Source organism: Glaciecola sp. SC05 (assembly GCF_041380235.1).
Lineage (GTDB): Bacteria > Pseudomonadota > Gammaproteobacteria > Enterobacterales > Alteromonadaceae > Glaciecola.
The window spans coordinates 26,298-49,884 of the sequence record NZ_JBGIYY010000025.1; the positions used below are offsets into that span (position 1 = coordinate 26,298).

At 44.4% G+C, this 23,587-nt stretch carries 19 protein-coding genes; 13 read left to right on the forward strand and 6 right to left on the reverse strand.

The window, feature by feature from the left end; translation table 11 throughout:
- Window positions 1–120 precede the first annotated feature (120 nt).
- The 8 genes from AB9H30_RS18075 (at window position 121) to der (ending at window position 10,133) form a co-directional block, all read left to right on the forward strand.
- Entirely contained in the window at window positions 121–1,281 is a 1,161-nt protein-coding gene (locus AB9H30_RS18075; RefSeq protein WP_371196136.1) for a bifunctional tRNA (adenosine(37)-C2)-methyltransferase TrmG/ribosomal RNA large subunit methyltransferase RlmN, read from the forward strand.
- A 127-nt stretch (window positions 1,282–1,408) separates the two neighbouring features.
- Window positions 1,409–2,998, forward strand: a complete 1,590-nt coding sequence (pilW, locus tag AB9H30_RS18080) for a type IV pilus biogenesis/stability protein PilW (protein ID WP_371196137.1) — start codon at window positions 1,409–1,411, stop codon at window positions 2,996–2,998.
- Window positions 2,991–4,097: a RodZ domain-containing protein gene (locus tag AB9H30_RS18085; RefSeq protein WP_371196138.1), complete on the forward strand. Its 1,107-nt coding sequence runs from the start codon at window positions 2,991–2,993 to the stop codon at window positions 4,095–4,097. The genes pilW and AB9H30_RS18085 overlap by 8 nt, the downstream gene beginning before the upstream one ends.
- On the forward strand, window positions 4,097–5,236 hold the full coding sequence (gene ispG / locus AB9H30_RS18090; protein ID WP_371196139.1) for a flavodoxin-dependent (E)-4-hydroxy-3-methylbut-2-enyl-diphosphate synthase: 1,140 nt from the start codon (window positions 4,097–4,099) through the stop codon (window positions 5,234–5,236). Before AB9H30_RS18085 ends, ispG begins: the two co-directional genes overlap by 1 nt.
- An 89-nt stretch (window positions 5,237–5,325) precedes the next feature.
- Window positions 5,326–6,597 carry a histidine--tRNA ligase gene (gene hisS / locus AB9H30_RS18095; RefSeq protein WP_371196140.1) on the forward strand — a complete coding sequence of 424 codons (1,272 nt, stop codon included), beginning with the start codon at window positions 5,326–5,328 and terminating at the stop codon, window positions 6,595–6,597.
- A gap of 144 nt (window positions 6,598–6,741) precedes the next feature.
- Window positions 6,742–7,377, forward strand: a complete 636-nt coding sequence (locus AB9H30_RS18100; RefSeq protein ID WP_371196141.1) for a YfgM family protein — start codon at window positions 6,742–6,744, stop codon at window positions 7,375–7,377.
- Entirely contained in the window at window positions 7,370–8,593 is a 1,224-nt protein-coding gene (gene bamB, locus AB9H30_RS18105; RefSeq protein WP_371196142.1) for an outer membrane protein assembly factor BamB, read from the forward strand. Before AB9H30_RS18100 ends, bamB begins: the two co-directional genes overlap by 8 nt.
- A gap of 97 nt (window positions 8,594–8,690) precedes the next feature.
- Entirely contained in the window at window positions 8,691–10,133 is a 1,443-nt protein-coding gene (gene der, locus AB9H30_RS18110) for a ribosome biogenesis GTPase Der (protein ID WP_371196143.1), read from the forward strand.
- Window positions 10,134–10,139: 6 nt separating this feature from the next.
- Here der and AB9H30_RS18115 read toward each other — a convergent pair whose 3' ends face one another.
- The 3 genes from AB9H30_RS18115 to wecB form a co-directional block, all read right to left on the reverse strand.
- Complete coding sequence (locus AB9H30_RS18115) at window positions 10,140–10,964, reverse strand: glycosyltransferase family 2 protein (protein WP_371196144.1); 825 nt, start codon at window positions 10,962–10,964, stop codon at window positions 10,140–10,142.
- Between the two features lie 297 nt (window positions 10,965–11,261).
- Window positions 11,262–12,170, reverse strand: a complete 909-nt coding sequence (locus tag AB9H30_RS18120) for a glycosyltransferase family 2 protein (protein ID WP_371196145.1) — start codon at window positions 12,168–12,170, stop codon at window positions 11,262–11,264.
- A 25-nt stretch (window positions 12,171–12,195) separates the two neighbouring features.
- Window positions 12,196–13,326 (reverse strand): non-hydrolyzing UDP-N-acetylglucosamine 2-epimerase, encoded by a 1,131-nt coding sequence (gene wecB, locus AB9H30_RS18125; protein WP_371196146.1) that lies wholly within the window; start codon window positions 13,324–13,326, stop codon window positions 12,196–12,198.
- Window positions 13,327–13,807: 481 nt separating this feature from the next.
- On the opposite strand from wecB, the gene AB9H30_RS18130 reads away from it, so the two are divergent.
- Window positions 13,808–14,182, forward strand: coding sequence for a PH domain-containing protein (locus tag AB9H30_RS18130; RefSeq protein ID WP_371196147.1), 375 nt, complete (start codon window positions 13,808–13,810; stop codon window positions 14,180–14,182).
- Between the two features lie 96 nt (window positions 14,183–14,278).
- Here AB9H30_RS18130 and AB9H30_RS18135 read toward each other — a convergent pair whose 3' ends face one another.
- Together AB9H30_RS18135 and xseA are read right to left on the reverse strand one after the other, a co-directional pair.
- A complete protein-coding gene (locus tag AB9H30_RS18135) occupies window positions 14,279–15,298 on the reverse strand; it encodes a hypothetical protein (protein WP_371196148.1) in 1,020 nt (339 codons plus the stop codon).
- A gap of 215 nt (window positions 15,299–15,513) precedes the next feature.
- Window positions 15,514–16,935 carry an exodeoxyribonuclease VII large subunit gene (xseA, locus tag AB9H30_RS18140; protein ID WP_371196149.1) on the reverse strand — a complete coding sequence of 474 codons (1,422 nt, stop codon included), beginning with the start codon at window positions 16,933–16,935 and terminating at the stop codon, window positions 15,514–15,516.
- A gap of 107 nt (window positions 16,936–17,042) precedes the next feature.
- Here xseA and guaB point away from each other — a divergent pair, with 107 nt between their 5' ends.
- The 4 genes from guaB (at window position 17,043) to AB9H30_RS18160 (ending at window position 22,608) form a co-directional block, all read left to right on the forward strand.
- Complete coding sequence (gene guaB, locus AB9H30_RS18145) at window positions 17,043–18,512, forward strand: IMP dehydrogenase (protein ID WP_371196150.1); 1,470 nt, start codon at window positions 17,043–17,045, stop codon at window positions 18,510–18,512.
- Window positions 18,513–18,582: 70 nt separating this feature from the next.
- Window positions 18,583–20,160, forward strand: a complete 1,578-nt coding sequence (gene guaA, locus AB9H30_RS18150; RefSeq protein ID WP_371196151.1) for a glutamine-hydrolyzing GMP synthase — start codon at window positions 18,583–18,585, stop codon at window positions 20,158–20,160.
- A 182-nt stretch (window positions 20,161–20,342) separates the two neighbouring features.
- Entirely contained in the window at window positions 20,343–21,569 is a 1,227-nt protein-coding gene (locus AB9H30_RS18155; RefSeq protein ID WP_371196152.1) for a YjgN family protein, read from the forward strand.
- A gap of 7 nt (window positions 21,570–21,576) precedes the next feature.
- The gene (locus AB9H30_RS18160) at window positions 21,577–22,608 is read left to right on the forward strand and encodes a M48 family metallopeptidase (protein WP_371196153.1); all 1,032 of its coding nucleotides are present in this window, start codon (window positions 21,577–21,579) and stop codon (window positions 22,606–22,608) included.
- Here the strand turns inward: AB9H30_RS18160 and AB9H30_RS18165 are convergent.
- Window positions 22,605–23,567 carry a phospholipase A gene (locus tag AB9H30_RS18165; RefSeq protein WP_371196154.1) on the reverse strand — a complete coding sequence of 321 codons (963 nt, stop codon included), beginning with the start codon at window positions 23,565–23,567 and terminating at the stop codon, window positions 22,605–22,607. The two genes, AB9H30_RS18160 and AB9H30_RS18165, sit on opposite strands and share 4 nt — an antisense overlap.
- Window positions 23,568–23,587 lie beyond the last annotated feature (20 nt).

The window sequence follows — 23,587 nt, forward strand, 5'->3', positions numbered from 1 at the left end:
AGGGAGCGAGCGCTCCCTTTTTTTGCTCTTACAAACGTAGAATATTGAACGCTTCAAATTTAGGTTTTACACTATCAACACTTAGCACAGCAGTGCGACGTATAAAGAAGGCACGGAAACATGTCAGATGTACAGCAGGTAGTGGCTCTCAAGCCGACTCAAGCGAAAAAAATAAACTTGTTAAACTTTAACCGTCAAGGTTTACGGGAATATTTTGCTTCTATCGGCGAGAAACCGTTTCGTGCCGATCAACTAATGAAGTGGATTTATCAAGCGGGTGAATCTGACTTTACAAAAATGACGAATATCAATAAAGCCTTGATTGCAAAATTAGAATCGCAGTGCGAGATTCGTGCGCCTGAAATTTCTGAGTATCAACAGGCTACTGATGGCACCATCAAGTTTGCTATTTTGTTGGATGGTGGGCAAGAGGTCGAGACAGTCTGGATCCCAGAAACCGATCGCGCCACCTTGTGCGTATCCTCGCAGGTCGGGTGTGCATTGGAATGTACGTTTTGTTCGACTGCCCAGCAAGGCTTTAATCGTAATCTAACCGTCGCCGAAATTATTGGGCAGGTTTGGCGTGTCGCAACCTTTATTGGTTTATCGAAAGATACTTCACAAAGACCTATTACCAACGTGGTAATGATGGGTATGGGCGAGCCGTTACTAAATCTCAAAAACGTGGTGCCTGCAATGGACATTATGCTTGACGATTTCGGCTTTGGATTGTCGAAGCGTCGCGTTACCCTTTCGACGTCGGGCGTGGTGCCTGCCTTAGATATGCTCGGAGACCAGATTGACGTGGCCCTTGCCATATCTGTGCACGCAGCAGACAACAAGCTTCGTGACGAAATTGTACCGGTAAACAAAAAATACCCTATTGAAGAGTTCTTAGCGGCGGTTCGAAGGTACTTAGCAAAGTCGAAGGCGAACCAAGGCAAAGTGACGGTAGAATATGTCATGCTAAGTCACATTAATGACAGCACCGATCAAGCGCATGCTTTGGCTAAGGTGTTAGAAGATACACCTAGCAAGATTAATCTGATTCCTTTTAATCCTTATCCGGGCTCCCCATATACTTGTTCTAGTAATTCTAGAATCGACCGTTTTGCAAAAGTGCTAATGAACTATGGCTTTACAGTGGTAGTCAGAAAGACGCGAGGCGATGATATCGACGCCGCATGTGGTCAATTGGTGGGTGATGTAGTGGACCGCACAAAGAGGCTTTTGAAGAAGCAAATGCAGGGTCAGCCTATTTCAGTAAGAGTGACTGATTAATTAATAAGGAAAGGAATCAATACGTCTAACTTGGATCAATTATTGCTTTATATTTTTGCTACTGCACAAACAAACATAATTATAAAACGTTGAAAAATAGCTTAAATCTAAAAGGATCGTAACTACCATGTTGAGAGTTCTAATTTGTATATTAGCCGTGCTAAGCTTATCGGCATGCGTGTCTGAACCGAAGGATCCATCGTTTATCGGCGCAAGAGCGTTTGACGCCGAAGAGGCGGCAAAAACTCGGGTCAGCTTAGGACTAACGTATTTAAAAAACGGTAATTTTAGTCAAGCAAAATTTAATCTAGATAAGGCATTAGAGTTTGCTCCACGAAATGGTCAAGCGCATTTTGCAATGGCGTTTTACTATCAGCAGGTTGATGAAGCTGAGCTTGCGGAAGAAAGCTATGAAAAGGCGCTGGATTTCTCTCGAAACGATCCTGACATTGTGAATAGCTATGGTGCTTTTCTATGCAGAGAAGGGAAATATGAGAGAGCGAAAGGCTACTTCTTAAAAGCAGTAAATAGTAAAAACTATGTGTCTACCGCTGAAACTTACGAAAATCTGGCCATTTGTAGTCAAAACCAAGGTAAGAATCAAGAGGCAATTGAGTTCTTTAATAGCGCATTGAATCACCAGCCAACGCGGCCTCAGAGCCTGTATTTGTTAAGCCGTCTTTACATCGAAGAGCAACAGTTCGAAGAAGCCAAGCGTATTTTATTTAAGTATGAGCGAAACGCACCGATTTCAGCAGAAACGCTTTACATGCAATATCAAATTGCACAAGGCTTAGACGATACCAAAACTGCGGTTGGCTACGGCGAGATATTAAAGTCGATGTTTCCTGATCACCCAAACACTGAAAAATATCTAGCGCAGATGGGAAAATTCAAACCCTCTGCCACCATTACACGGAAAATACGCACGCAGGCGAATAATCAGGACCCCATGTCACTAAATGCCGAAGTGCTTGCTGATGTGTTTAGCGAGACTGATAAAAGTGTGCAAGCCTCTGTTCCTTCAACATCTGTAGGTGATAGTAATGATGATATGCCGCAGATTGTGATTATCGATACCACAAAACCAGATCTTCAGGCAGATGAGTCACCTATTGAAAACCCTTCTAGCAACACAGTTGTTGTTAATAACGAAACTGAATCAGATGAGAACGTTCTCGCTGAAGCCGACATATCGATGACTCAGGTTGAAACATCACTCACTGGAACTAATGAGGCTGAGACCACTCAAATACAGCAAGCTTTAACGCAAGATGTCGTCGCGGTCGTATCATCTTTAAAGTCTGGAGAATCACCTGCAGGTGCTGTCGCCATGCCTGAGCAATCAGATTTGCCTGCAATAGATGTTGAGCAGCGAGCCGAAGAATTTCTCGTTGAACAAAAAATTGATGACAGTATAGCAAAAACCCCAGATAGCAGTGTTGATGCATCGCTTGATGAGCCTGATATGGAAGCCGCATTGGCTGCTGCTTTAGACAGCGAGTCTGGGGCTTCACTGCCGCAGCAGAGCGATAGTGTAGTGAGCGCCTCAGACGACGATTATCATACCGTTCAAGCAAAAGAAAATTTATATCGTATTTCATTGAAATATAATGTAAAAATGAAGACATTATTGGAGTGGAACGGTTTAGCTGACGCATCAGCTATCCAGACTGGGACAAAATTAAGGGTAAGGGACCCAAATACTAATGATTGATAACGAGAATGACCCAGGAACGGATGGCGACTCTGCTGTGGTTTCTGTTGGCGAAACGTTTAGTGCAGCTCGCAAACAACAAGGTTTAACGCAGCAACAGGTAGCAGATCGACTGCATCTTCGTATTAGCAGTATTCAAGCAATTGAGTCTGACGGTATTGAAAAAGGCGTGTCACTGACCTTTACCAAAGGATATGTGCGGCTATATGCGCGTTTGCTTGGCTTGCATGCAGACCCTTTGATGGTCGCATTTGGCCAATTACACGCACAAGACACACAACCGGCTAAACTACAGAGCTTTTCTAAACGTGTGGCGCGCGAAGCTAACGACTCTAGATGGAATATGGTGACCTATATCATCGTCGCCTCAGTGATTGGCCTAGTTATACTCTGGTGGATTGATCAATCACATTTTAGCTTTACTGATTCATTTAACTCCTCTCTACAGGCACCGACTCAACAAAGCGGTGAGCTTACACCTGCCCCGGTTATTAGCGCCGCCGAGCAAAACGATATCGTGAACGACCCGAACTACAGCGGAGAACTTGAAGCAGTATCGCCGAACGACCTGTTTTCTGCAAATACTCCAGACCAAATGCTGTCGCAGGAGCAAAGCCCCATCGCGCCTTCGCAAGACAGCGAAATATCCAATGACGCTGATCTTGAGAGCCCAATTACTGTTGCCAGCAGCGCTGAGCAAACAGAGCAAACCAGTCCTGCTGAAGCGAGCGATCCGATAGCGTTAAATGATCAGATAAGCGAGCTGGCAGAACCACTAGAAGACTCCACACGGCTTTCGATCACAAGAGCATCCGATTCAGACTTACCCTACAAGGTGAACTCTGATGGCACCGTTGACATGGTATTTACCTTTTCCGATGATTGTTGGGTGAGTGTTAAAGACCGATTCGATGAAACAGTTGCGGTAGGTGTTAAAGTAAAAGGCCGAGTAATGAAAGTGTCTGGTATCCCGCCGATTCAAGTTGTTTTAGGCGCTCCACAGCATGTTGCAATCGATTTTGGCGGTCAGCCAGTGGATATGAGCGAATACGATGGTAGTCGTTCTGCTAATTTTCAACTGCCAATACAGGGTGAGTAATGTTTGCTGAAAATCCAATAAAAAGACGCAAATCTACACGGATTAATGTGGGCACGGTGCCAATTGGTGATGGTGCACCCATTGCTGTGCAGTCGATGACGAATACGCCGACTACCGATGTTGCAGCAACGGTAGCACAAATTAAAAGAATACAGGCGGTTGGTGGCGATATTGTGCGAGTCTCTGTACCGACAATGGACGCTGCCGAGGCGTTTAAACAAATCAAACAACAAGTTGATATTCCCTTAGTTGCGGATATACATTTTGACTACCGAATCGCCCTTAAAGTGGCTGAATACGGGGTTGATTGCTTGCGAATCAACCCCGGTAATATCGGCAATCTTGATCGCGTTAAATCGGTGGTCGATTGCGCAAGAGATATGAATATACCTATTCGGATTGGCGTTAATGGCGGCTCTCTTGAGCGCGACTTACAAGAAAAATACGGCGAACCTACCCCTGAAGCGCTTGTAGAATCAGCGATGCGGCATGTAGATATTCTCGACAAACTTAATTTCGACCAGTTTAAAGTATCGGTAAAAGCATCAGATGTATTTCTAGCAGTGGGTGCGTATCGCCTGTTGGCAAAGCAGATAGACCAGCCTTTGCATTTAGGTATTACCGAAGCCGGTGGACTGCGCGCAGGCTCAGTTAAAAGCGCGGTAGGTTTGGGTATGCTCTTAGCAGAAGGCATTGGGGATACTATTCGCATATCTTTAGCCGCCGATCCGGTTGAAGAAATAAAAGTCGGCTTTGATATCCTGAAGTCCTTGCGTATTCGTTCACGAGGCATCAATTTTATTGCTTGTCCAAGTTGCTCCCGACAAGAGTTTGACGTGATTTCAACCGTGAATGCACTTGAGCAACGTCTTGAAGACATTATCACGCCGCTTGACGTATCAATCATTGGCTGTGTTGTAAATGGTCCAGGTGAAGCTGAAATCTCTGATATTGGCCTTACTGGCGCCCGCAACATGAGTGGCTATTATCTTGATGGTCAGCGTCAGAGAGAGCGCTTAGCAAACGATAATCTTGTTGATGCCCTTGAGAAAAAAATACGCGCAAAAGCGGCTGCTAAAGCTGCTATGTTGGATAAAGATAACCGGATAGAAGTTAGCGACCTATCACAATCTAATTAAGCAAAGCGAAATAATCACCCTCATTAATTTACCCAGCGCGACAAACTCCCTATAATGTCGCGCTTTGTAACATCGATTTTGAGTTAACTGTGGCTAAAAATATTCAAGCAATTCGTGGAATGAACGACTGTTTACCATCACAAAGTGGGGTGTGGCAGTATGTTGAGCAAAATATTCGCCAGCTTGTAGGCAGTTATCAATACCACGAAATACGTACTCCCGTTGTTGAAAGTACTGAGCTGTTTAAACGCTCTATTGGCGAAGTCACTGATATTGTTGAAAAAGAGATGTACAGTTTTGATGACCGCAATGGTGATAGTTTAACGCTTCGTCCTGAAGGCACGGCTTGCTGTGTCCGCGCCGGTAATCAGCATGGTCTGCTTTACAATCAACAGCAGCGTCTTTGGTATATGGGCCCAATGTTTCGCCATGAACGTCCACAAAAAGGACGCTATCGTCAATTTCATCAGTTTGGAGCCGAAGCCTACGGTTTTGAAGGGCCAGACATAGATGTAGAGGTGATTATGATGGGCGCGCGCTTATGGAAGGCATTTGGTATCGCCGACAAAGTCACCCTGCAAATTAACTCCTTAGGCAGTAACGAGGCACGAATTGCCTACAAAGAAAAATTAGTCCTGTTTTTACAAAGCGTTGAGAGCCAACTAGACGAAGATTCCAAGCGTAGATTGCACAGCAACCCACTGCGAGTGCTCGATAGTAAGGACCAAAATACGCAAACTCTCCTAAAAGACGCGCCACGTTTAATCGATAATTTAGATACTCAATCCCAGCTTCATTTTGAGCAAGTGTGTGAAATGTTAGATGCACTGGGCATTGAATATCAGGTAAATCCGTCACTAGTGCGAGGCTTAGATTATTACAATCGCACGGTGTTTGAATGGGTAACTGATTTATTAGGAGCGCAAGGCACTATTTGTGCTGGTGGCAGATATGATAATTTAGTTGCTCAGCTGGGCGGCAAACCAACACCTGCTGTTGGTTTTGCTATGGGCATAGAGCGTTTAGTATTGTTGATAGAAAGCATTCAAAGCAGCGATGAATTTTCCCCTAAAGCTGATGTCTATATCACCGCACTGGGTGATGCAGCACAAACCCATGCCATGCAAGTAGCCGAACGTTTACGTGATGCGCTGCCTGCGCTCGCGCTAGTGCTTCATTGTGGTGGGGGCAATATGAAAAAACAATTAAAAAAAGCAGATGCGTCTGGGGCTAGACTTGCGGTAATTATAGGTGACGCTGAAATTGAAAATAAGCTTTATAGCCTAAAGTATTTGCGCGATGAAATGCCTCAATCCCAGGTAAGTATGCAGCAACTGTTAGCATTGTTAGAAGATATTTAAGTACATTGCTCATTATCGTAAAGATTGAGCGGGATCGGCGCTAGCAAATAGGATATACTTTGCGCCACTTTGTATAGCCAAGCGGCTATTTTTGATACTGCGTGGTCACCGACTGCGCAAAGAAAGCGATAGATAGAGGATACGATGGAACGCTTTGAAACCGAAGAACAACAAGTTGAAGCCATTAAACGATTTTGGAAAGAGAACGGCACCGTGATAATACTGGGTGCTGTTTTGGGTTTAGGCGGTCTTTGGGGATGGCGCGCATATAACGACAGCGTAATATCTGCAAAAGAGTCGGCTTCTCGTGAGTACACTAGCGCCCTTGAACAGTTTGTTGAAAGTGACGACATCCAAGGCTTAAGTCAATATGTTGAGGCAAACAGCGATACTGGTTATGCGCCGTTGGCATCTTTGATAGTCGCGCAACAAGCGGTAGAGGCTGAAGATTTCGAAACTGCAAAAGCGCAGTTATCGCTTGCCAGCAAAGGCAAGAACGAAATCGCTGATGTAGCCAAATTAAGATTAGCGAAAGTGCACCTACAACTTGGTGAATATGAGCCGGCAATTGCACAATTAGATTCGATTACAGCCCCTGCATTTTCTGATCAAGCACACGAACTCAAGGGTGATGTTTTATATGCGCAGGGTTCGTTTGATGCGGCTAGGGATGCCTACAGTTTGGCGCTAATTGAACTTCCGAACGATCTTAACATCAAAATGAAACTTGATAATATCGCGTATGCAAAAACGCAGGCAATGAGCAGTGCTAGTGAATAATAGTGTAAAAATTCTTGGATTAGTGTTGCTGTTAAGCGGCTGTACGACAGTTTCTAATTGGTTTGCTGATGATGAAGAAATCGAAATAAGAACCTTGCCAGTGATTGATATGGCGTTTGAAACACAAGTGATGTGGCAGCGTGATGTTGGCGACGGCATTGAAGGTTATTTTTCAAGACTTTCGCCGGCGGTTGGTTATGGTAAAATTTTTGCCGCCGACCGAGAAGGTACTATCGTTGCACTTTCACCCGATACTGGTAAAGAAATATGGAAGCTAGATATTAGCACCCGCAGCACTCGCAGCTATATCGGAAACTTGTACGGTTTGTTTGCCGGACGAGTTTCTGCGAAAGTCTCCGGCGGTATTACTTTGTCGTATGAGCGCTTGTTTATTGGTACCGAAAACGGCGAAGTGCTCGCCATTAACCAAGCAGACGGCTCGATTGAATGGCGTACTAAAGTGCCCAGCGAAGTCCTTGCAGCGCCTGCTGTTGATTCTGGGATAGTGGTTGTGAACACTGTTGCGGGCATATTGCTAGGACTAGACGCCAATACTGGCGAGATAAAGTGGCAGAACGAATCAGACGTCCCACCTTTGACCTTGCGCGGAGTCTCTGCGCCATCGGCAGCCAACGGCGGTGCTATCGTCGGTTTAGCGACGGGGCGTTTGCAAGTAAGCATTATTGAGTCCGGTTTAACAGCGTGGGAACAAGTTATTGCAAAAGCATCAGGTGCGACAGAGCTTGAGCGTATTGTAGATGTGGACAGCAAACCGCTTGTGTTTGGCGGTACGGTGTTTGTGATAAGTTATGGCGGCGCCTTGTCTGCGGTTGAGCTGCGCACGGGTCAAGTTATCTGGAGCCGCGAATATGCGTCTTTTCGCAATGTTAGCATAGCTGGAAATCGTCTATTCGTTACCGACAATGGTTCGAATGTATATGCGATTGACCGCAGAAACGGTGTGGAATTATGGTCTTCAGGCGAGCTGAGAAGACGCAATCTGACGGAAGCTACCCCAGTCGGTGATCACATCGTTGTCGGTGATAAGTTTGGTTTCTTGCATTGGTTTACCCAAGATGAAGGCAAATATGTATCGCGGATGGAAGTGGGTGACGATGACGAGGATGAGGGCATATATGTTGCGCCTATTTATCAAGATAGCGTACTTGTTGTGCAAACCAGAGACGGTGAAGTTAACCGAATATCTACACCCTAATAGTTATTTTACGTTAAAATAGAAAAACGCCATTGGTACTGCCACTGGCGTTTTTACACTTTTAAAGGGGCAATCTCCCCTAAAACCGAGGAAGTATATGTTACCGGTAATTGCACTTGTAGGACGGCCTAATGTAGGCAAGTCCACACTGTTTAATCGCCTTACTCACACCCGCGATGCACTAGTAGCTGATTTTCCAGGCCTAACTCGTGACCGAAAATACGGTCAGGCTAAATATGAAGAACGCCAGTTTATTGTGGTAGATACGGGCGGTATTACCGGCGACGAGGAAGGTATTGACGCTGCGATGGCGCAGCAGTCTCTGCTCGCCATAGATGAAGCTGATGTAGTGCTATTTATGGTTGACGCGCGCACAGGTCTCACGCCTGCCGACATCGGCATTGCCGACCACTTACGTAAACAAGATAAGTCTATTCATGTAGTCGCAAATAAAGTTGACGGCATTGACGGTGACAGTGAAAGTGCCGATTTTTACTCACTTGGGTTTGATAGCTTATTTCAAATAGCAGCCTCACAGGGGCGAGGAATTGCACAGCTTTTAAATGATGTGCTTAGCCCCCTCGAAACAGACTTTCCGGACATGGAAATTAAGCAAGAGGAAGTGTTAGACGAAGAGGACGCTCAAGCAAAGCTTGAAAGACTCCAGGCGCTTCCGATTAAGCTGGCAATAGTGGGCAAACCTAATGTGGGTAAGTCCACACTGACCAATCGCATATTGGGCGAAGAGCGGGTGGTGGTATTTGATCAACCCGGTACCACTCGTGACAGTATTTTCATTCCAATGGAGAGAGATGAGCGCGAGTATATACTGATTGATACTGCCGGAGTCCGTAAGCGCAGAAAAGTTTCAGAAGTTATTGAGAAGTTTTCTATTGTTAAAACCCTTCAGGCAATCGAAGAAGCTAACGTTGTACTCTTAGTCATTGATGCTCGAGAGGGAGTGACCGACCAAGATTTAAGTTTATTGGGCTTTATTTTGAACTCAGGACGTTCGCTAGTGTTAGCGGTGAATAAATGGGATGGTTTAGACAATGATGTTAAAAACGAAATTAAGCGAGAGCTCGATAGGCGCTTAGGCTTTGTGGACTTTGCGCGATTGCACTTTATCTCCGCTCTGCATGGAACCGGGGTAGGGCATTTGTTTGAGTCAGTGCAAGAAGCTTATGGCAGCGCTACTAAGCGTATTAATACCTCGATGCTCACCGAGATTATGGAAATGGCGCAAGATGACCATCAGCCGCCTCTGATCCGCGGAAAACGCGTAAAAATGAAGTATGCGCATGCTGGCGGTTACAACCCACCGGTTATCGTTATCCATGGCAATCAAGTAAAAGACTTACCGGATTCATACAAACGCTATCTGACTAACTATTATCGTAAAGCCCTCAAAATAATGGGCACGCCGATAAAGATAGAATTTAGAGAAGGCAGCAATCCGTTCGAGGGTAAAAAACCCAAACTAACGGTCTCTCAAGAGCGTCAGCGCAAGCGTCTATTTTCGTATCATCAAAAAAAATAGCGACGATTAATCTGCTATTTTCTTTTGTACTTTGCGGGTAGCAATACGAACCTCAGTGATCTTGCTGTTTTGATCGTAGCGGCCTTTTTGGATATGACGTATTTGAAATACGCCGTCTACCGCAATTGGCACTCCGTCGCTGCCCACTAACCATCTAAATGCCGTATCTTCGTATGTTTTACGCCAGCGGTCAGACTCTGTTTGAAAAATTCGCACTTCGTCGCAATAGCCAATCGCTCTGGCCACATCGCCATGCACAATTTGATAAGGACCAATTGCTTTTTGACGCGCGTAAGATTGAAAAGAATTGGTGTCCACATCAATCACCTGGGGCTCTTCCTTTGCCTGTAGCAGTGGGTCATTTTCTTCTAAAATGTCGGTAACTTGGATTTCTTTCGGAAAATAAAGTGTATCGGTTTTGCCTTGCAACTGACTTGCTAGTGAGTCGAGGCAGTTCTCGTGAAAAATAATGTCGCAATCAGTAAACCAAATCCAATCTGCTTTTGTCGCCAATGCTGACATGTTCCGACCAATAGCACGCCTAACAAGCTTTGGTTTCTCCATTGGCTGCCAGTTCCAAATAACATTCTCAACCTGTAATTTACCAAACATATCTAAGGTCTTTTGCGTGCCAACGTCCTCAGGGGAATAGAACACCGTGACCGTTAGGCTTAAATCTTTTGGTGGGTAGTTAACAAAGGAGCTCAGTTGATACACTAGCATATGAGAATACTGCCAGCAGTGGCTCACAATCTCTAGGGTCAAATGGCCGGTTTTCGCTTGGCGTGTGGCCACATCTGGCAATGGTCTTCGATAAAAAGACGCCGGCATGATGTGTTTAATAACGAGGCGAAAAACCTGTGTGAGAAACTTATTAAACTTTGAATAAGGATATGTTTTTGTTGGTAACATGAAAGCGCGCAATTTTCAGAACGTGCTACGAACTTTATCACAGTTCGTTTGGTTTTTGTGTTGAAAAATACTCCACCTAATGCCTTCTTTTTGTATCAGGTGAAATTTTACCACCGTGAACGTCTTAGCTCTATATCCGCGATAGAAATCAAAGAAATTGAAAAATTGTGAGGTGCAATGGCATTCAGCACCTTTTGTCCTATTCAAGCTGTTTTTTTAACTCTGGAGCTTTTTAACTACTTTCCAACCATCTTTAACATGATGGTCTACGACTTCGCTTCTCGTATTTTTATGGTTCTTAGTTTTGTAAGTTGCTACATTCAGGCGTCCGACTACCTTCCCAAAATCTGGTCGGCAGCTCCACAGGCTCTGGTCGTTTTGAGGGTGAGGTGGCACTATAGTTTTGATGCCGCCATATTTTAATGCCATATAGCTTAGGTGAATATCTTCACCGTTGTCCCATGACACGGGCTCTTCTCGCCACATATAGTTAACGTATTCTTTTTTCATAAACCATGAATGACCGACTAGGTCGACTTGCACAGGCGTATCAAAAAGATTGCCGTTCCAGCCTGCTTTATGTTTACTTGAATAGCCTCCTTCAACAGGCAACAGAACTCCAGAGCCACCCAAAATACCATCATGTCCAGACTCTATTGTTTGTAGGCAATTTTCAAACCAGCGAGGCTGCGGCAAGATATCATCATCAAAGAAGGCGACATATTTAGTGCGAACTAAACTTGCAAGTGCGAAACGCCCCCAAAAAAGAAAGTTACTATTTGAAGCGATGACCCGGTCTGCCAATTTAGATACGTCGCGCAATTCAGTATCGCTGCGATTTGACCATACCCAGATCTCTTTTGGCGGGATAGTTTGTGCGCGAAGCGCTTCTATTTGTTGTTCGAGATATTCCGAGCGTTTATAAGCTGTGAGTATGACGGTAATACCGTCTTTGCTAGGCGCCTGCATTTCGCTAGCGTCTTGATTAAAGGTAATTGTGTCTGGGGAAGCTGAGATTTTTCTCTCTACAGCGCCGGCGACTTTAATTCGCCAATAACCTGCAATTCGCGTGTTAAACCACCAACTTATTTTCTGACCTAAGGTTTTTTTTTGTTTAAATGACATGGGCTATTTCCAATAAATTTAATGGTCAAACATCCGAGCTAGAACTAGCTAAGGCGTCTAAAATTCTTTTACAAGCCAAGCCGTCGCCATATGGATTATGCGCAATGCTCATCTGTTTATAAATTTGCTCATTATCCATCAACTCAGATATATTATCCGTAATGGATTTAACATCGGTACCTACTAACTTTACTGTCCCAGCTGCTATTGCTTCGGGCCTCTCGGTTGAGTTTCTCATTACCAATACAGGTTTGCCAAGAGAGGGGGCTTCTTCTTGGATACCTCCCGAGTCGGTCAAAATAATATATGCTTGCGTCATCAAGTACACAAAGGGCAAGTACTCTTGAGGTTCTATCAAAAATACGTTACTGATATTGTTCAATATTCGATTGACGGGCTCTCTTACATTTGGATTCAAATGCATCGGATATAAGATCTGTGCATTTGGATAGCGCTCTGCAACTTTCGCTAAAGCGCAACATATATCCTCGAAGCCTCTACCAAAACTTTCACGACGATGTCCAGTTACTAAAATAAGCCTCTTTGCTTCATCGAGCATTGTAAATTTGGCCCTTAAGCTCTTTCTCAATGCTTCGTTATTGTCTATTTTGTTTTTTATCAGTAACAAGGCATCGATTACGGTATTACCTGTGACTATAATGTCATTTGCAGAATAATTTTCAATCAGCAAGTTTTCTTTTGAAGTCTCAGTAGGAGCAAAGTGATATTTGGTCAATGCTGCTGTCAATTTTCTGTTGCCTTCTTCAGGCCAAGGTGAATAAATATTGTTTGTCCGCAGACCTGCCTCTATATGACCCACTGTTATCTGCTGATAATAGGCAGCAAGTGAGGCGCCAAAAGTAGTTGCAGTATCACCATGCACTAATACCATATCAGGTTTAAACTCGGACAATATTGGTTTCAATTTCAATAAGATGCCAACAGTAAGGTCTTCTAATGATTGACCGGCTTTCATTAAATTTAGGTCGAAATCGGGTTTAATTTCAAATAAATCTAAAACTTGGTCTAACATTTCTCTGTGTTGAGCAGTGACACAAACCTTAGAATCAAAGCGCACATCTGCCTTAAGGGCATGAACAAGAGGCGCCATCTTAATTGCTTCAGGGCGAGTGCCAAAAACGGTCAAAACTTTCATATAATGTTAGTTACTCTTGTTTGTGTTTAGTTTAGCGTTTAAATATTGCTTTATTTTAGGTGTTGGCACAATGGTAGTGCAAAGAATCGCGTGATGTATAGCGTCAAATATTTATATTATCAACGATATTATTATTCGTTAACAGTTAAAGCGCCGTGATATTTTTTTCTTAAATTATTAAAATTTAAAGGTTTTACGCGCGAGATGATATAACTTTTATGCTTGAAAATGAACGTTTAAATCAACAATGATTGTCATTTTTCATAAATGAAAAATAAGAAGTTTGCGCTTTGATCAACATGAGTATAAGCAGCAGCCCTGAAAAATTACTCTAGGAACCCAAGGATTATGATAACCCTGCTTATCAATTGCTTTTTAGATTTGCAATACTCCAATCAATCTGACATAACTTAAGTACTAAGAAATCAACCGGAATTGCCATTAGCTGACAATTTCAAAAGTACTATCAAAAGGAGTGAATATGGGTTTATTTGACGCAATACTGGGCAATGCCAGTGAGGTTGATGTAAATGAAGTTGCCGAAGAACTGTCGCCGGTACTGGCCGACAATGAGAATGTAATACAAGCTTACAAGATGGTAAGAGATCTATACGTATTTACCAACAAACGATTAATTTTTATCGACAAACAAGGGCTTACTGGCAAAAAAATCGACTATCTTAGCGTTCCGTACAAGTCTATTACTACATTCAATGTGCAAACGGCGGGGCGGTTTGACACTGACTGTGAACTCAGCATTTGGATGTCGGGTAGAGATGAGCCTATCAAAGTGGAGATTGCAGCAAAGCTGGCAACAGATGTTCAGAAGTCACTTGCTAACTGTATGTTCATCTAGCCTAGTATGGATGATATGCAAGTATTTTGCGCAATATCGCCCTTGGCGTAACATTAGTCCAAGGGCTGTTTTGTGTTGAGAGGATTCGAGTGTTACCTATTGCTGCCGCATCGACTGCATAAAGGTAGATTCTTGCGGAACAGTAATTTGCCCAATCGATTCTTGCACTAATGCCAGCATCATAGTCTTTGGCAAGTTCCCCGTTACTTTTATAAATTTATCATTTTTCGTAAATAAAAACTGAGTACTGTAAATCGGGTCGACACGGGTTTGCAAAGCCACTTCCATCGATAATCCCTTCATTTCGCCAAGCGTGGATGTAAACTGTGTGCTTTGAATGTCAGATATTTGGTAGTCGTCCAACTGAGCTTGCAAAATCAACTGCTGAATATGTGACTTTTCAATTGCCATTTCGCTTTCTAAAGGCGCAGCACCCTGTGTCTTGTGAATAAATGGGGAGACTGGATAAACAGACACGTCTACCACTGCGTCGGCAAATAATGGATGGATGTAGCGCGAAATACTGCCCTGCATTGGATCGTGATATAAGGCGGTTTCGGTAAATATAAAATCACCAATTTTTTCAGGCAGTTGCATATGCTGATGATAGTCACTGGCGCCAATTTTTTGATAAATGCGCTGGGCTTCAAAAACGCCATCGTTTTGCACACGATCTACCCATGCATTAATTTGTAGTTCAGCCGCTTCGTTAACAGAGCCTTCAAATTCACTGGTGATATTGAAGTCATCTACTGGAATGCCGCGCCAACTGGTGGTCATCTCAAGTACTAAGGTTTTGCTATGTGCATCTGCAGCTTCTGGGCTTGAAGATATAGCAGCACTGCTCACTAGCAGTTCGTATTCCGAGAGCGTCAGGGCTTCAAATATCTCGAGACTTAGGGGATGTTGGTTAAGTATAGCTTCAAGGGTCTGGCTGTCTAAGACATTGAGTTCACAATGCTGAGTTTCACAGATTTGCAATATGCCATCGCTAAGCTGTGCGGCAAACACAGGCCAAGAGTTTGAGGTTTCTGCTTGTGTTAGGAAGCATGAAAACAAAAGGGTAATTGACGCGCACACTTTCGCGCTTTTAAAACTATATTTGGGAAACACCATGTGTACAACATCCGCAATAATTCATATGTTTTAGTTAGTGTTAGATTAGCATTTGAGCATCTTTCAAACAATCGGAACAAAATTTAGGAAATCAATGCCTTAGCAATTAGGCTGTCAAATTAATGACGCGAGTGTGGTTTTTTTGGCGATTTTTATCGACATGTGAATGCGCTTTTATGGTTATTTTGCAAAAAATTTTACGTCGTTGATTTTAGCTATTGCGCACTTCTTTTTGTTGATTCGACAGTCGATACAATCTCACCGTCGGCGATTTTAGTGATTAATGTCTGTTGTGTTTTGACCTGTTTCACGCTACGAATAATCTGCTTGTCTTGGTAACTGATACTGTAGCCGCGAGACAAGGTCGCTAGCGGACTCACTGAATTGAGCACACCAGAGAGGGCTGCCAAACGACCCTGTCGCTCTTTTATTCGGTCATGTTGACAGCTACGAAGTCGCTGTTTGAGCTGCTCTGTGTTCTTTTGATGCTGCTGAATGTCTTTGCTAGGAGACAGTGCGCTTAATGCTTGAGTGTTTTGTTTTAAATGGCCTGTAAGTGCATTCATTTGATTGTGGGTGGCTCTTTGTAGACGCTCTTGCAGTTGTTTGCAGATACTTTGCTGTTGTGCGATAGCGGTTTTCGGGTGGCTATTGGCAAGTCTAGTTTGTAATGAGCTAAGGACTTGGCGGTGCTGCGCCATTTGTCTTAAGGGGCTAGCAGCATTGAAGTTCGCCTGCACGATATCCAAACGCTGTGCATTATGCCTGAGTTGTTGTTTAAACGATTGCTGCAGGCGCTGGCGTGACTGCATAATGTTGCGGAGCAGCACTTGACTGTCTTGGCTAATGGTTTCGGCAGCAGCGCTAGGGGTCGGAGCGCGTGCGTCTGCGACAAAATCAGCAATGGTAACATCTACTTCATGACCAACCGCAGAGACAATCGGCAGTCTCGATGCAAATATAGCACGAGCAACGGCTTCTTCATTAAATGGCCATAAGTCTTCTAGTGAGCCGCCGCCTCTGCCAACAATGAGCACATCGACTTCATTGCGTTGATTTGCCATTTCTATTTGTTTGACGATAGATGCTGCCGCTTGCTCACCCTGAACCAAAGACGGGTATATGATGACTTCTATTGCAGGGTTTCGCCGTGCCAGTACATGCAAAATATCATGAACCGCTGCGCCGGTAGGCGAGGTGACGACTCCTAGTCGGGTGACTTGAGCCGGAATCGCTTGTTTATGTGATTGGTCAAACAGTCCCTGCTCTTGCAAGCTAGCTTTTAGCATTTCGTAGGCTTGCTTTAACTGGCCTACGCCCTCAGGCTCAATGTGTTGAGCAATGAGCTGGTAATCACCACGAGGCTCATACAAACTGATGTTGGCGCGCACAACTACCTTGTCACCAGCTTTGGGGCGAAAGCCTGCGCGCTGATTAGCGCCTTTAAACATTGCTGTTTTTACCTGCGCTTGGCTATCTTTTAGAGTGAAATACCAGTGCCCAGAGCTTGCCGCCACAAAATTACTGATTTCTCCACTTACCCATACAAGGCCAATTTCGCTTTCAAGCACACGTTTAGCAAAGCGATTAAGCTTACTGACGGTTAAAATACTGACTTGGCTTGGAGTGGCAAACATAGGCACCTAAATTTATTGACTCAATTTGTTGATTGTAGTTTACCCAGATACAAAAAAACACTACAATTACGCCGCAATTAAGCCCCTACTTAAACAGGTAAAATTGCATGCTGCGCATCGAAAAAGAAGCACTCACCTTCGACGACGTACTTCTAGTGCCCGGACACTCAAATGTCCTCCCTCATATGGCCAATCTTTCTACTAAATTAACCAAGGGTATAACCCTAAATATGCCTTTGATGTCTGCTGCTATGGATACGGTGACCGAAGCACCCCTTGCCATTGCGCTTGCCCAAGAAGGTGGAATTGGTTTTATCCATAAGAATATGACCGCCCAAGCGCAGGCTGAACATGTCCTGCGCGTGAAAAAATATGAAAGCGGTGTCGTGCAAGACCCTGTCACTGTCAAGCAAGACGCCACAATCGGCGATACTATTGCCTTGAGTAAAAAGCTAGGCTACAGCGGATTCCCGGTAGTCGATGAAGACAACAACCTAATTGGTTTGGTTACCGGACGGGATTTACGCTTCGAAAATCGTTTGGTTGAGCCCATTAGTAAAGTTATGACACCAAAAGAAAAGCTCGTTACCGTCACCGCCGACGCAAGTCCCGATCAAGTGATGGAGCTGATGCACGAATATCGCATCGAAAAAATACTGGTGGTTGATGAGGCGTTTAGATTGACCGGCCTGATCACTGTAAAAGACTTCCAAAAAGCAAAAAGTAAACCGAATGCATGCAAAGATTCGCAAGGGCGTTTGCGTGTGGGTGCGGCGGTAAGCGTAGGCGAGGGAACCGACGAACGTATTCGTTTACTAGTTGAGGCTGGGGTGGACGTGTTGCTGATTGATACCTCCCACGGCCACTCTCAGGGCGTCATTGACCGCGTGAAATCGGTTAGACTGCAATATCCTGACTTACAGCTAATTGCCGGTAATGTGGCAACAGCTGAAGGTGCGAGAGCCTTAGCAGATGCTGGCGTTGATGCCGTCAAAGTGGGCATCGGTCCGGGCTCTATTTGTACCACGCGTATTGTCACCGGATGCGGCGTGCCGCAAATTACTGCTATTTCTGATGCAGTATCTGCCGTTGATGAGTTAGGTGTTCCGGTCATTGCTGATGGCGGCATTCGTTTTTCGGGCGACATCGCAAAAGCACTTGCCGCAGGAGCCAGTTCAGTTATGGTGGGCAGTATGCTTGCAGGCACAGAGGAAGCGCCCGGCGAAGTTGAGCTGTATCAAGGCCGGTATTACAAGTCCTATCGCGGAATGGGTTCTTTAGGCGCGATGAATCAGAGTCATGGTTCGTCTGACCGCTACTTTCAAGATAGCAACAGCGCTGAAAAATTAGTACCGGAAGGTATTGAAGGCCGTGTGGCATATAAAGGCCCTATCGCAAATATCATTCATCAGCAGCTTGGCGGTTTGCGTTCTGCAATGGGTTTAACAGGCTGCGCTACCATAGAAGAAATGCGTACCAAGCCAAAATTTGTGAAGGTCACTGCTGCTGGAATGGGCGAGTCACACGTCCATGATGTGAGCATTACCAAAGAAGCGCCTAACTACCGTTTAGGATAAAATATCATCTTTAGCAAAGAGGTCATTGTGGGCATCACATTGACCTCTTTTATATTTCAGGAATAAACACATGTCGGCCAATATCCATAGCCAGAAAATTTTAATTTTAGATTTCGGTTCACAGTACACCCAGTTGATCGCTCGTCGTATTCGCGAAATCGGTGTTTATTGTGAACTTTGGGCATGGGATGTAAACGAGCAGCAAATTCGTAATTTTGCGCCAGACGGTATTATTCTCTCAGGCGGTCCAGAATCGGTGCCAGAGGCTAACTCACCCCGAGCCCCGCAGTATGTCTTTAGTGCAGGAGTGCCGGTACTCGGCATTTGCTACGGCATGCAAACTATGGCGCACCAGTTAGGCGGCAGTGTTCAGGGCTCAGATGTCCGTGAGTTTGGCTATGCGCAGGTCGAGCTGCTAGAAGCCACTCAGTTATTTGAAAAAATTGAAGATGAAATCGGCGCTAATGGCAATGCATTGCTAGATGTATGGATGAGCCACGGTGATAAAGTGAGCGCCATTCCACCAGGGTTTAAGACGATTGCACAAACGCCTAGCTGTCCACATGCCGCCATGGTAAATCCGCAGAAAAAGTTTTATGGCGTGCAGTTTCACCCAGAAGTGACGCATACAAAACAAGGCATGCGCGTACTAGAGCATTTTGCGATGCAGATCTGTGCTTGCGAAAAACTATGGACGGCCGGAGCGATAATTGAAGATGCCATAGCGCGTATTAAAGAACAAGTCGGTGACGATGAAGTTATCCTCGGCCTCTCAGGCGGCGTTGATTCATCGGTAACCGCCATGTTACTGCATCAAGCCATTGGCAAGCAGCTCACCTGCGTATTTGTCGATAATGGATTATTACGCTTAAACGAAGGTCAGCAGGTAATGGACATGTTTGGTGACCATTTTGGCCTGAACATTATTAAAATTGAAGCCGAACAGCGTTTTCTAGACGCGCTTAAAGGCGAGCAAGACCCTGAAAAGAAACGTAAAATTATCGGCAATCAATTTGTCTATGTGTTTGACGAAGAAGCGAAAAAGCTAAGCAACGCAAAATGGCTGGCGCAGGGCACGATATATCCCGACGTAATCGAGTCGGCGGGTTCGGCTACGGGTAAGGCTCATGTGATCAAATCTCATCACAACGTTGGGGGCTTGCCTGACGATATGGAAATGGGCTTAGTAGAGCCTTTGCGCGAATTGTTTAAAGATGAAGTCCGAAAAATTGGCCTAGAGCTCGGTTTGCCTTATGACATGCTTTATCGTCATCCCTTCCCGGGGCCCGGTCTCGGCGTGCGAGTGCTTGGCGAAATTAAAAAAGAATATTGTGATTTGCTTCGAAAAGCCGACGCAATTTTTATTGAAGAACTCCACAAGGCAGGGCTTTATCATGAAGTGAGCCAAGCGTTTACCGTATTTTTACCTGTTCGGTCGGTTGGTGTGATGGGTGACATGCGTAAATACGATTGGGTGGTATCTCTCAGAGCGGTCGAAACTATTGATTTTATGACGGCGCGGTGGGCGCATCTACCCTATGAGTTTTTGGGCAAGGTATCTAACCGTATCATCAATGAAGTAAATGGAATTTCGCGCGTGGTTTACGATATTTCTGGCAAACCTCCGGCCACGATTGAGTGGGAATAGGCAAATTCGGGGATGCACTTCCAGGGTGTGTATCGAGGCTTACACTCTGCCTTAGACTACCCAGAATTTTCCCTATGAAACTGCTGTTTTTTGGTGTACTTTCTTGCTTTTAGGCAAATGTGTACAGTGTAGTCTGTGATCATTTACTAGTTGGATAAAAAGCCCCCAAAAAAGGAAGTTGTATGTCAAACATGGATGAATCAATCCCCGATTATAAACATTATTCTCTAGCAGAGTTACTCGAAGCTAAATCGACTATCGATAAAGAAGCCTTTCCTGAGCGTTTAGCAATCATCGAACAGTGCATTGCCCAGTTCGACACCCACAGCGCTGCACAGCAAAATGCTAGCGAAAATGCACCACCTGCAAAGGCCTTGAGAAGCGTACCCGTTCGGTTTTTAGGCAATGGTCGAGAGTTTTTCAATATCTGGATCGTAAACTTACTGCTCACTATCGCAACATTGGGTATCTATTCCGCATGGGCAACCGTCCGCAACAACCGTTATTTATACTCGAATGTTGAAATAGACGGGCACAGAATGTCATATCTGGCCACCCCAAAACAAATTTTGATAGGACGAGCGATAGGCGTTTTGCTATTCGCTAGTTACTATGTTTTGAGCGTGCTGAGTCCTTTGCTTTCTGGCTTACTTTTGCTTTTGCTGTTTGCCCTTACACCTATGTTGGTTTGTATGAGTATCCGCTTTCGGATGCGCATGACCGGCTACAGAAACGTGCGTTTTGGTTTTACGGTTCGCTATGGCAGAGCATTTGTCGTATTCGTGTTGTATACCTTATTGGCCCTTATTACTTTCGGTATTTTGTATCCCTTATTATTCAAAAAGATTGATGAATTTATCTATGAGAATATGACCTACGGGGATGCCGAATTTGAGACAGATTTATCCACCGGTGAATACTTTTTGGCAACCATTGCAGCAGGGGTAATTGCAGGTGTGGTTATCGCTCTTCTTTTTGGTGTTTCTATTGGAGCCGGCGCTGCTGCTTTCTCATCTGCTGATGATGCAAAACCCATTTCACAATTTTTTATCATAGGCATGTTGTTGCTATATATGATTGCACTTGCAATTTCTTCGAGTTTTTACAAAGCACTGATCCGAAATCACATATTTACTAACACTCAAATTAGGAATGTAGCAAGATTTGATTCTAAGGTAAGCGTCATGGGTTTGATTTATTTGCGTCTAACTAACCTAGCTTTGTTAGTGTGTACCTTAGGTTTTGGGATGCCGTGGATAAAAGTTCGTTCGGCCCGATTTTTTGCGAGAGCCACAACTGTCGAAGTGTTACCTGGTTATGAAGAGGTGATCGCCAGCGCTGAAGAGTCGGCAAACGCCATAGGCGATGAGGTGTCAAGCGTGTTTGATGTAGATGTTGCCATTGGATAATACCGCTATGTTTAAGCGTCAGGGGCAGTTCTACCCTCAGGGCGGTTCAAAATGTATCGAGGTTGAAGTGCATCTGCATGAAGCCGGCGAGCTTCGGCTAGTTAATGAGTCTGAAAACCTCGATATATTGCAAGACCTAAAAGACTGTCATATCAATCCGAAATTAGGCGACATTCCGCGAGAGTTAAGCTTGCCCAATGCAGGTTTGCTAAGCATTGCCGCATGCACAGAGCTGGATGTTTGGCTTGCTGGCAGCAGTGGTGCCTCAATTGACAAGCTTGAGCGCTCATCATGGTTAATTTTAACAAGCGTTTTATTGGTGCCCCTACTGTTGTACGGCCTGTTTAAATATGCGATCCCCTATGCAGCCATTATTTTCGCAGATGCAGTGCCTGATGCAGCAGTTTCAGTTGCATCTCAGCAAACTCTGAAAACCTTGGAGCGAACCGTTCTGGACCCCTCGAAAATTGACCAAGCTGAGCAACAGGCATTGATGGACTATTGGCAAACGGTGTTGGCGCAGATGCCGAGTACCGATAAGCAATTTAATATCCTATTTAGAGACTCTAGTCGGCTAGGAGCTAACGCATTTGCTTTGCCTGACGGCACTATCGTGTTTACTGACCAACTAGTAGAACTTTTTGAGAGCGATAGGGCATTGCTGACCTCAGTTTTGCTGCATGAGATAGGCCATGTAGAGTATCAGCATTCTATGCGTTTAATTGCTGAAACTTTAGTTGCTACTGTTGCGTTAAGCTATTTTTTTGGTGATGTTAGTAGTCTTTTAGAGTTTTTTGGAGGGGTAAGCAATACCATCTTGCAAAATCAGTTCACCCAAGACTTAGAATGGGAGGCAGATAACTTTGCGTTGTCCCACCTTGAGCAAGTAGGCTTGTCTAATCAGGCTTTTGCAGATGCAATGACTAAATTAGCTGAAAAAATTGGTGAACAAAGCCAGATGGACAGTATTTTACAATCCCATCCGCTTATGCAAGAGCGCATACAAAACGCGCTCGAAGCGAATCAAAAAAAACGCTAAATAAAGCGCAACATAACGCCTAAACTCACCCGCTGAAGATGACGGTCGTAATCAATTAAAGAATCACCATAGCCGTTGAAATACTGGAGTAAAACGTCATAACGGTCGTTAATAGGGTAGGTGAAGTTAAGCTCTATTCCACTTCGATTATCATCAAATGATAGGTTGTTTCGGATTCGAGCAAATAGGTCGACGTCGCCAAACTTATAAGCAAAACCCAACTCTACGCGGCCATAAAAATCTAAGATATCAGGATTGTCGTCGCCGGTTGGGTCCAATGCGTCGATTTTTTCATCTTCGGGTAAGCGATACCAGGTTTTTAAATAGTAGGCAGAGTCCTCTGAGCTAAAAAGGGCGGTAGCTACCACACGATTCCAACTGCGTGATTTCAAACCATCTTGTCCATTGGACATGTGATTCAAACCAATTTGCGCGCCATTAAAACGGAACCCAAATACATCCCAGTTTGGCTTCCACTCATAAAATACTTCAGGCTCGTAGTTTGTTTCACGAAATGGTTTTGAAGCCTCAGAGTTATATACTTGCCAAAACGATACGCTCGTAAAGCCAAAAAAAACGCCCGTGTTGTTGGACGCTTCTATGTAAAGCGGCAACTGTACGCTTATTTGAAATTTCGCTTCGTACCTATCTACATTTGCGTTATTCAAACCATCTACGGTTATAGTGTTGGCTGAAGTTACGTAGCTTATAGGCATTAGGTAGTTAAATCGATGTTGAGTAATCGCGAATGGATTTTGGTTGGTGAGCGAATCAGCTTTTGCTTTTTCGTCTAACATCGACTTGCTTTCTGGTGCAGTATCGATGTTCTGTTCAACGGTCTCTTCAATTTTTTGCAGAATGGTGAGTTCTTTTTCCGGTTCTTCCTGTGTTGCTATTGCGGGAGCGGATAGGGTAAAGACGCTAAGCAGTAGCGACCCGATTAGCCATATTTTCAACATGTCCTTTCCTTATTTTATTA